The sequence below is a fragment of the Mesorhizobium abyssinicae genome (assembly GCF_049887195.1).
GTDB lineage: Bacteria > Pseudomonadota > Alphaproteobacteria > Rhizobiales > Rhizobiaceae > Mesorhizobium > Mesorhizobium abyssinicae.
The window spans coordinates 1-5,048 of record NZ_JARAKC010000060.1 but is presented as its reverse complement, the minus strand read 5'-3'; the positions used below and the strand labels follow the sequence as shown (position 1 = coordinate 5,048).

The 5,048-nt window shown below is 56.3% G+C and carries 3 protein-coding genes and 1 pseudogene; 3 read left to right on the top strand and 1 reads right to left on the bottom strand.

The window, feature by feature from the left end; all coding sequences use genetic code 11:
* Window positions 1–959 precede the first annotated feature (959 nt).
* From PU724_RS33440 to PU724_RS33430, 3 genes are all read left to right on the top strand, one after another.
* Window positions 960–1,877, top strand: coding sequence for a DMT family transporter (locus PU724_RS33440; protein WP_354426035.1), 918 nt, complete (start codon window positions 960–962; stop codon window positions 1,875–1,877).
* A complete protein-coding gene (locus PU724_RS33435; protein ID WP_354426034.1) occupies window positions 1,874–3,856 on the top strand; it encodes an argininosuccinate synthase-related protein in 1,983 nt (660 codons plus the stop codon). The genes PU724_RS33440 and PU724_RS33435 overlap by 4 nt, the downstream gene beginning before the upstream one ends.
* Window positions 3,857–4,067: 211 nt before the next feature.
* Window positions 4,068–4,715, top strand: coding sequence for a TniQ family protein (locus PU724_RS33430; protein ID WP_354426037.1), 648 nt, complete (start codon window positions 4,068–4,070; stop codon window positions 4,713–4,715).
* Here the strand turns inward: PU724_RS33430 and PU724_RS33425 are convergent.
* Window positions 4,702–5,048, bottom strand: a pseudogene (locus tag PU724_RS33425) (IS110 family transposase); the annotation flags it as partial. The gene PU724_RS33430 and the pseudogene PU724_RS33425 overlap by 14 nt on opposite strands.

Below are 5,048 nucleotides of genomic sequence, written 5' to 3'. Positions count from 1 at the left end.
TTGAACACTGCAGTGTCCGGACGAAGACAGGGCAAGCCTGCTTCTGCATAGCAGCGATTTTGGCTGGAACGTGCCAAGAGGAGACATTGCCAAAGAGCTTGACCTCGCCTCGCCGATTAGAGAAGCGCCGCCCGAGGCGGGACGCGGGGCAGACCGCCCGGCGAGGCGTGCTCCACGGCATTCGTCCTGGTGACTTCAATGGCAAGCCGGGCCACGTCTGACCACCATGGTCCGAACATCATGGCGAGATTCAATGTGAGGACTGCCTCCAGGTCAGGCACAAGCAGACTCCTATGGTCGGCGTTGCCGGGGCCACCCGCCCATTCACATCACTTCGAGCCGTGCATTCGTCACGACAAAACTCGGAATGTCTCCTATTCACTGCATGTGCAATGCATAGCAAGTGACAATCGTTACCGCGGCTAGAGCCCTGTCCAGCTCCAACCCGATCAGCGGCTGCCCGATTCCGATACAAAGCGGCCTATGTGGCCCTGCCGGTAGGATCCCTACAGTTGAAATCATTGTCGGCATTCTGACAACGATGGACATGAACCGCCGAAATCAGCGCGACCAAGTTGTTGTCTAGCAACGGTTTCCCGATTCGGCACGGCACTTGCGTTACTAAAAACATACGCCGCGGCACGGATCGCCCAAGAGGTCTAAAGGAGCCTCAGAGAGTGGTCCCCCGAGATCTGTGCAGGCGATCCACCCCCTCCGCTGCAACCGGAATGGGCAAACTCGTAAGCAACAATCTTTCTACCTAGCGTGAGGAGGATAGAATCCTGCGACTGGAGAGGACTGACACAAGCCGCTCGATCCTCCCGCCCGCCAGCGGTGTGTCGTCAATGAGCGCCTCGCGAAAGCGCCAGACCAGTTCACCGGTGCTGGCGTCAACTGAAAGACCTGATCTGTTTGACCTCGCAGCAGGGTGGATGGCTAGCACAAAGGAAACTTTGAAGATGGACGTGTTCGAAAGTTCTCCAATACCTGTCAGGAAAACACGGACGTCATCTTTCTCGGTGGACCTAGCCTTGCTGGGAGTCGCATGCGTTTGGGGGGCGAGCTATCCGGTCGCGAAAGGCGCACTATTCTACGCGCCGGTTTCGATCCTTGTTCTTTATCGCTTCCTGTTTAGTACAATCCTTACGGCAGTGGTTGCAAGGCGTGAGATCATAGTCGCCTCCTGGGGTGATTCCCTCCGCGGCCTCACATTAGGGACAATACTTTTTTCCATCTTTATTGCTGAAACTTACGGCGTTGCGTCGACCAGCGCAATGAACGCGGCCCTGATCATTTCGCTTTGTGTGATTTTCACGCCGATCATTGACTATGGGCTATCACGGCGACTTCCACCTGCGGGCATTTTGGCAAGTGCCACAATATCGTGCATCGGTGTCGGTATTCTCACGGGCGGGATCAGCAGGTTCGGTCCGGGTGACGCGCTCGTCTTAGGGGCTGCGATTCTGCGAGCGGTTATGATCGTTTCCACCAAACGTCTTCTGGCCGGCCGGCAGATTTCATCTGCAGCCCTGACGTCCATCCAGGGATCGACGGTGGCAACACTCACTTTCGTTTTGGCCGTCGCTCAGTTTGGAATTTCCGGTATTGTTGTGAGGGCCACGCTTCAGTTTTGGGGCGCTGTTGCCTTCCTTGCACTATTCTGCACCTTCGCTGCATTCTATATTCAAAATGTCGCAGTGAGAAAATCCACGCCGACACGCGTTGGCTTCTTGATGGGAACAGAACCTTTTTTTGGTTTCGTTCTCGCGCACCTTCTCCTGAATGAACCTTTTACAATCCCGAACGTGACAGGCGCAGGCCTCGTCCTCGTTGGGACCTTTGCTGGCATCTGGTTTGAGAACAAGGCTACCCAATGAACCCCATCTTGGCTTCCACCAAACGCTCCATCGGCGGCATTTCGAGTTTTGAAGATCTGGAGGCTTTTCCGGATCGAACCGCACCAGTTGCAACCATGTTCAGCGGCGGTCTCGACAGCACCTATCTCCTCTACAAGCTGCAAAGCCTTGGCTTTGGGAACATTGAAGCTGTCGCAGTGGATGTCGGAACGCGCGTCGATCAGCCTTCGTTGGAACGGACGGCAGCCATGTTCGGCGCGCGCTTTGTCTGCCTCGAAGGGCGGGGTGCCTTTGTCGAACAAGGCGTGAAACCGGCCATTCGAGCCCACGCCAAGTACCTTGGCGACTATCCGTTGAGCAGTTCGTTAAGCCGTCCCATAATCGCCTCGCTGGTTGTTGATCATGCAAGGTCAATCGGCTCACAGCTGGTTCTTCACACAGCAAACCTTTCTCAAAACAGTCTTCCGCGGCTTAACAATAGCATCAAGCGCTCGGGATTTTCCGGCAACTTCGGCAGTCCATATGAATGCTCTGTGATATCCCGACAACAGAAGGCCTCCGATCTCTCCAAGTGCGGAGCGACTTTTGTGGCGGACCGAACGTGGAGCGCGGACGAAAACCTCTGGTGTCGGGAATTCGAGTCCGGGCCTTTGGAAGATCCCGAGAACTTTTCCATCCCCGAAGAGGCATTTGCTTGGACGCGCAACAGTCCCGAAGAGCAGCCGGAAGAGATCAAATTAGGGTTTGCGGACGGAAGCCTCGTGTCAATTGATGACCGTGATGTTGCATTGATCGACGCAATCGCGTTCCTGAATAACGCGGTCGGTAAATTCGGACACGGTCGCTTTGTCGGGCTTGAACACATTACAACCGGCCAAAAGGTTCTCGAAGTCCGCGAGGCCCCTGCGGCGGCCATTATCTTGGACGCGCTGCGTCACCTCGAAAACGCTTCTCTCGACGTCGCATCAATCGTTTTGAAGCAAGGACTTGAGCAAGCCTGGTCCCAGGAGGCGGTTTCAGGTGCATGGGGCAGTACTATTCACCAGATGTGCGAACGGGCCATAGCAACCGCCCTCGAGGGCGTCAGCGGGAGCGTCAGCTACACGATCGATCACACACGCTTTCTGCCTCGGTCGATCGTAGCCAGAGCGCCGAAATACATTAGGGACCGCCACCTTTGGGAATACGATGCCGCAAGCCACAGAGTGTCGTCCAAAGCGTCCCGCTCTCGCCACAGCGCCAAAAGGGAGACTGGTATGGAAAACAGCCCACCCCAGGTGGCGAGCAGCTTCAGTCAACAATGCACACACCATCTCGTTACAAATGGATGGTGGTTTTCAAAAGGTGAGTGCACCGAAGCCTGCTTTGGCATCGAAATTGATGCGGACTGGAAGAATTTTGCTGACCATTGGGATCGACTTCTTCTCGATGAATACATGCGGGACGGCGGGGCATATCGTTACAGACGCTATAGCGCGTTTGAATATGACTCATCTGATGGACTCTTTAGAGTCCTACCCCACGCGCCTTACGAACAATCAAAAAGTGTCAATCATCTTAACGGCGGCTTTAAGCGTTACTTCGAGCCTCTTGAACTATCTTTTATAGAACATCCTATCTTAGAGAAAATTCTGACAGGTTTATGCAGAATTCTATGTGAACTCGCCCGGCATGATCGTTGGAATATTAAGATCCATCCCTACCGGATTGTCGCCCGGGATGGTGTAAACGGCAAACCGGCACCAGAGGGCCTTCACCAGGACGGGGTGGACTTCATTGCTTGCTATATGATTGGGCGGGTCAACGTCACCGGTGGCATGAGCATGATCACCGACGCCTCAAAGCAGTTCCTCGGCGAGGTCGAAATGAACCGCCCGAATGATTTTGTGATCTGCAACGACCGCGAAACCTTTCACGATGTATCGTCGATTGTGGCCGAAAACCTGAAAATGCCATACGCTTATCGCGACGTCCTTGTGATCGCCTTCGAGAAGCTATAACGCCCAGCGCGCCGAGAGCATCGGCTTGGCTCGGCTGCAACGTATGCGTCGAGATCTGCCCGACCAACGTTTTCGAGCCGGCCGAGCAAGGCCAGCCGCAGATTGCTCGTCACCAGGACTGCCAAACATGCTTCATGAGCGAACTCTACTGCCAGGCTGACCTACGTCGCACCGGATTGCGAGGCTCCAAACGTCCGTGGACGAACAGGCAATGCTCGCCTCCGGCCCACTTGGCGAGTTCCGGCGCAATCACGGCTGGCTCGAATGGGATGGCGATCCACGGCGGCTACCCGTGATGTTGCCGCCCCATCCTGACGAACTCCTGTCGTCGTGGATCAGCCGGCACACCACCTTCTATGCGGTCCCGCCATTCGTCATACTTCGGCACTGCTTGCCGGAGGTCTCCTCGTTGCGAGCTGCGGATCTCCGTCTGACCGAGGATCAGGAAATTCGTCTCGCCAGCATGTTCGCCACCAAGCCGACCGTAGTGCGTCGAATGACCATCACAAATGTCGCTCAATCATCACGCCGTCTGATCGCCGCGAGACCAATGCAGTGCTGCACAAACTGCAACCCCGATCACATCGCTCCAGCAGCAGGTCCAATCTTACGAAGCAGTTGCTGGGGTGGCGCATCACCTGTCCTGTTTGCAGAGATATGCTCCGCGACGTCGACTGACGCATACTCCCCTCCCCCTTCCGTCGATACCACGGGGCGGCTCTTCGTGGTGAAAGGCTGCCTGACGCCGAAGCGGAGCGCGGCATCCGAACCTGGACATCGCCGGCCCAAATCGCCAGGCTCCTCCCGATGCGGCGAGCGAAATGGCCCCCGCCACGCGAGGATCCCTCGATGCGCTTGATGTGGCCGATTCCGAGCGGAACAACCTGCCCGTACTCATAGAGCACCGCGCCCAGCGCGTTCACCAGTTCCGTGCGTTGGTGGATAATGCGTTCGCGAGCGCGGAACAGAACCGCCCTCGCTTGCTGATCTGGCGTCTTGGGTTCGACGAAGCGCATTTCAGGCTGACGCGCCGCAGTGACGATGGCCTCGGCATCGGCGGCATCATTCTTCTCTGGTTGCCGCCCTCGATGCAAGAAGCTTTCCAACCTGATGTTCGGTGATCGAGTGCGTTCTTCTCTCAGGCCTTTTCCTCGCGGCCTTTCAAGAAGCCGCTGGCCGGTATGGTGATCTG

What these genes read in the sequence shown, in the direction of transcription:
- PU724_RS33440 (WP_354426035.1), top strand. Translation starts at nt 960, where the DNA reads ATGGACGTGTTCGAAAGTTCTCCAATACCTGTCAGGAAAACACGGACG.
- PU724_RS33435 (WP_354426034.1), top strand. Translation starts at nt 1,874, where the DNA reads ATGAACCCCATCTTGGCTTCCACCAAACGCTCCATCGGCGGCATTTCG.
- PU724_RS33430 (WP_354426037.1), top strand. Translation starts at nt 4,068, where the DNA reads ATGCTCGCCTCCGGCCCACTTGGCGAGTTCCGGCGCAATCACGGCTGG.